Here is a 3,963-nt window from a genome sequence, read left to right on the forward strand (position 1 = left end):
CAGGGCGGGCACCACCCCGCCCGTCCGGGCCGACTCCCCCCTGCCGCACCCCCGGTAGAGTGTGAGCACGCCTCACCGCACAGGAACCGGAGACGGCCATGGCCAGCTACAGCTCCCACAAGGACGACTTCCTCAAGCGGCTCCGCCGCATCGAGGGCCAGATCCGCGGCCTCCAGCGCATGGTCGAACAGGACACCTACTGCATCGACGTCCTGACCCAGGTCTCCGCCGCCAGCCGCGCCCTCCAGTCCTTCGCCCTCCAGCTCCTGGACGAGCACATCGAATGCTGCGTCCGCGACGCCATCGCCGAGGGCGGCCAGGAGGCGAGCACCAAGATCCGCGAGGCCAACCAGGCCATCGCCCGCCTCGTCAGGTCCTGACCGCGATCCAGCAGCGAAGACTCCGCCCCGGCTCCCGGCAGCTCGTGCACCGGGAGCCGTCGCCGTTACGGGGCGGGGGTATCCCTCGGCCCTTCGGTCGACCGGCGAGCCAGGCCGACGGTATCTGTCGGGGCGTACCGGGAGGGGGTGTGCTCGACGGCCACCCGGCTTGCGGGGCAGCCGATTCGGAAGGATCAGCCGTGTCGTCGATCGAGTTCGTCCGCCGCCTGGACGGCCTGGTCTACCGCTTCGATGAGGACGGCTCCTTCAACGGCAGGCCGTCGTTCAGGCGGCGGGACCTGGACCTGTGGTGCCGGTGGGTGCCGGGCCGGGGCTGGTGCGTCGTGGACGCCGAGGGAGTGCCCGACTCCGGCCCGCTGCCGGGCGGGAGCCGGCACCAGGAGCATCCGCCGACCGGGCCGTGGCGCAGCTGGAAGGCCGGGAAGTCGCACCTCTACGACCTGCGTCGCGTCGACGGGGACACCCGCTGAGGCGTGCGCCTCAGACCCGGTCGAGCGGGCGGTGCGGGCCGTCCGGCAGCTCGACGGCGATGGCGTCGCCGGGCCGGACCGGGCCGCCGGTGCGGACGATCCCCATGATTCCGGCACGGCGCACGGTCGTGCCGTCCTCGGCGCGGCCGACGACCTGCTTGAGCAGGCCGGGCCGGTAGTTGTCGATCTGGGCGCACGGGTTGCGCAGGCCGGTGATCTCCACCTCGGCCTCCGGGCCGATCCGCAGCACCGCGCCGACCGGCAGACCGAGCAGGTCCACGCCCTCGGTGGTGATGTTCTCGCCGAGCGCGCCCGGCGCCACGTCGAAGCCGGACTCGCCGAGTTCGGTGAGCAGTTCGCGGTGGATCAGGTGGACCTGGCGCAGGTTCGGCTGACTCGGGTCCTGGGCGACCCGGGAGCGGTGCTTGACCGTCACCCCGGCGTGCACGTCCCCTTCGACGCCCAGCCCGGCGAGCAGCGTGATGCCGTCCCGGTTCGGCTTGGTGAACGAGTACTCGACGTTGCTGCTGACTGCCACCACGGTGCCGCTCATGTTCGGGGCCCTCCTCGCGGACGCATGTTCGATCGACGTGGAAGCATAGCCACCCCGCACCGTCAGCCCTGTGCGTGCGCCCGTTCGTCCGCGCCGGCGAGCCACAAGTACACCGGTGCGAGCCCGAGCTCGATGGCCATCAGCACCAGCTGGAACCAGTGCGGCCGGCCGTCCACCGCGATCGACAGCACCCGCCCGAGGCCGCCCAGCAGGAACACCGCCGCCAGCCACCGCACCGCCCGGGCGGGCACCGGCGACTGCCGGGCGGCCTGGATCCAGGCCGCGCCGTACCCGGCGAAGACCGCCCCCATGAAGCGGCCGAAGCTGCCGACCGTGGGGCCGGCGTCCGCGATCCCCGGCATCGCGGCGTTCCCCAGCAGGAGGTGGAGGAATCCGATCGCCACACAGGCGACCCCCATCGTCCACGCGAGCACCCGTAACGCCTTGGCCATGACCCACCCACCCATCACGGAGATCGATCCGGTTGACACGTGTCTACCAAGCTAGCGCCAACAAGTAGACGCGTGTCAAGTAACCTGGCGGGCATGCCAGCCCACGAACGACGCCGCCGGCTCTCCCCGGCCGAGCGACGCGCCCAGCTGCTCTCCGTCGGCGCCCGGCTCTTCGCCGAACGGCCGTACGAGGAGGTGCTGATGGAGGAGGTCGCCGAGCAGGCTGGGGTCTCCCGCGCCCTGCTCTACCGGCACTTCGCGAGCAAGCACGAACTCTTCGCGGCGGTCTACCGGGAGGCCGCCGACGACCTGCTCGCCAGGAGCCGGTTCGATCCGGCCGACACCCTGGTCGAGCAGCTGGTCGAGGGCATGGACGCCCACCTGGACTACTTCATCGCCAACCGGCACGCCGTGCTCACGGCCAACCGCGTGCTGGCCGGGGACCAGGTGATCCAGACCATCATCACCGAGGAGCTCGACGCCCTGCGCGGCCGGCTGCTCGGCGTCCTCCCGCTCGCGGACGAGCGGGCGCGGCAGGCGGTGTCGCAGATCCTGCGCAGCTGGCTGGTGTTCGTCCGGGTCCTGGTCATCGACTGGCTGACCGAGGAGACCTGCACCCGCACCGAACTGCGGGACGCCTGCATCGGCGCCGTGCTGGGCGCGCTCCGGCCGCTGCTGCCGACCGATCCTGCACCCGGCTGGGGGCACCGAGGGCATACCATCAGGGCGTAACGGGAGAAGCACCACAAGCATCCAATTCCTCATGAAAATAAGACAATTGGGTGCTCGACTCCCCTCGACCAGCCGGACCTCCGACCCCGCGAAGGGCCCCATGGACTCCGCCGCAGCCGACCCCCGGACCATCCTCCCCCCACTCCACCGGCTCCCCACCGCCCCCGCCCGGCCGCCCCACCCCACCACCCTCCCGGACGGCACCCCCGCGTGGCTGATCACCCGCTACCACGACGTCCGGCAGGTCCTCGGCGACCCCCGGGTCACCCGGGCCGACCTGCATGACGTCGGCACCGCGGGCGGCACCGCGGACGTGGCCGCCAACCCGGCCTCCCTGTTCAACCAGGACGGACCCGCCCACCGCCGACTGCGCGGCACCGCCCAACGGGCCTTCACGCCGCGTGCCATCGCCGGCTGGCAGCCGTGGGTCGCGGCCGCCGTCCAGCAGTCCGTGGACCGGCTGGTCGCCGCCGGCCCGCCGGCCGACCTCGTGCCCGCGTTCGCCCGGCCGGTGCCGTTCGCCGTCACCACCCGGCTGATGGGGCTCGACGGGGACGGGCCGGACCACCTGGACGAGGCGCGGCTGCACCGCTGGACCCTCGCCCTGCTCGCCCAGGGCGGCGAGCAGGGCGGGACACAGGCGGCCGACCATGACGGCGCCCTCGCCGAATTCGGCGCGTTCATGAAGGAGTTGGTCGCCCGACGGCGCCGCGAGCCCGGCGACGACCTGGTCAGCCGACTGGTCCGGGCCGCCGACCAGGACGGCGGCGTCCCCGAGGAGTCACTCGTCTTCCTGGTCGCCGGGCTCACCGCCAGCGGCAACGAGAGCGTCGCCGGAGCCCTCGCCAACGCCCTGGTCTACGTCCTCGGCGAACGCCCCGAGCACTGGCCGCGCCTCGCCGACCCGGACATCGCCGAGCGCACCGCCGAACGGCTGCTGCACTACATCCCGCTCGGCGACGACGAGGCCACCATCCGCCGCACCACCGCACCGATCGAGGTCGGCGACGTCACCGTCCCGGCCGACGCGGTCGTCGCCGTCAGCCTCGGCAGCGCCAACCGCGACCCGGCCGTCTACCCCGAGGGCCTCGACGCCGACCTCGGCCTCCCGCTCCCGGCCCCCACCCTCGCCTTCAGCGCCGGCCCGCACTACTGCATCGGCGCCTGGCGGGTCCGCCTGGAGATGCGCGAGTCCCTGCACCGCCTCGCCACCGCCCTCCCGGGCCTGCGCCTGACCACCCCGGTCACGGAGCTCGCCTGGCAGCTCGGCAGCACCACCCGGAGCCCCGCCCGCCTCCCGGTGGACTGGTAGCCGCCGCCGGAAACACGGTCAGGGCGTCGCCCTGCTCGACGTC

At 73.1% G+C, this 3,963-nt stretch carries 6 protein-coding genes; 4 read left to right on the forward strand and 2 right to left on the reverse strand.

Annotated features, from left to right (window positions below; all coding sequences use genetic code 11):
- Window positions 1-98: 98 nt before the first annotated feature.
- Window positions 99-380: a metal-sensitive transcriptional regulator gene (locus ACFU7Y_RS41275; protein WP_224282060.1), complete on the forward strand. Its 282-nt coding sequence runs from the start codon at window positions 99-101 to the stop codon at window positions 378-380.
- Window positions 381-580: 200 nt separating this feature from the next.
- Window positions 581-871, forward strand: coding sequence for a hypothetical protein (locus ACFU7Y_RS41280; RefSeq protein ID WP_224282059.1), 291 nt, complete (start codon window positions 581-583; stop codon window positions 869-871).
- Between the two features lie 10 nt (window positions 872-881).
- Here ACFU7Y_RS41280 and ACFU7Y_RS41285 read toward each other — a convergent pair whose 3' ends face one another.
- Complete coding sequence (locus ACFU7Y_RS41285) at window positions 882-1,424, reverse strand: MOSC domain-containing protein (protein ID WP_224282058.1); 543 nt, start codon at window positions 1,422-1,424, stop codon at window positions 882-884.
- 62 nt (window positions 1,425-1,486) lie between these two features.
- Window positions 1,487-1,876, reverse strand: coding sequence for a DUF4345 domain-containing protein (locus ACFU7Y_RS41290; RefSeq protein ID WP_224282057.1), 390 nt, complete (start codon window positions 1,874-1,876; stop codon window positions 1,487-1,489).
- Window positions 1,877-1,969: 93 nt separating this feature from the next.
- On the opposite strand from ACFU7Y_RS41290, the gene ACFU7Y_RS41295 reads away from it, so the two are divergent.
- Both ACFU7Y_RS41295 and ACFU7Y_RS41300 read left to right on the forward strand, forming a co-directional pair.
- Window positions 1,970-2,608: a TetR/AcrR family transcriptional regulator gene (locus ACFU7Y_RS41295; protein ID WP_380771547.1), complete on the forward strand. Its 639-nt coding sequence runs from the start codon at window positions 1,970-1,972 to the stop codon at window positions 2,606-2,608.
- Between the two features lie 100 nt (window positions 2,609-2,708).
- Window positions 2,709-3,920 (forward strand): cytochrome P450, encoded by a 1,212-nt coding sequence (locus ACFU7Y_RS41300; protein ID WP_224282055.1) that lies wholly within the window; start codon window positions 2,709-2,711, stop codon window positions 3,918-3,920.
- Window positions 3,921-3,963 lie beyond the last annotated feature (43 nt).

This window comes from Kitasatospora sp. NPDC057542 (assembly GCF_042801945.1).
In the GTDB taxonomy this organism is placed as follows: domain Bacteria; phylum Actinomycetota; class Actinomycetes; order Streptomycetales; family Streptomycetaceae; genus Kitasatospora.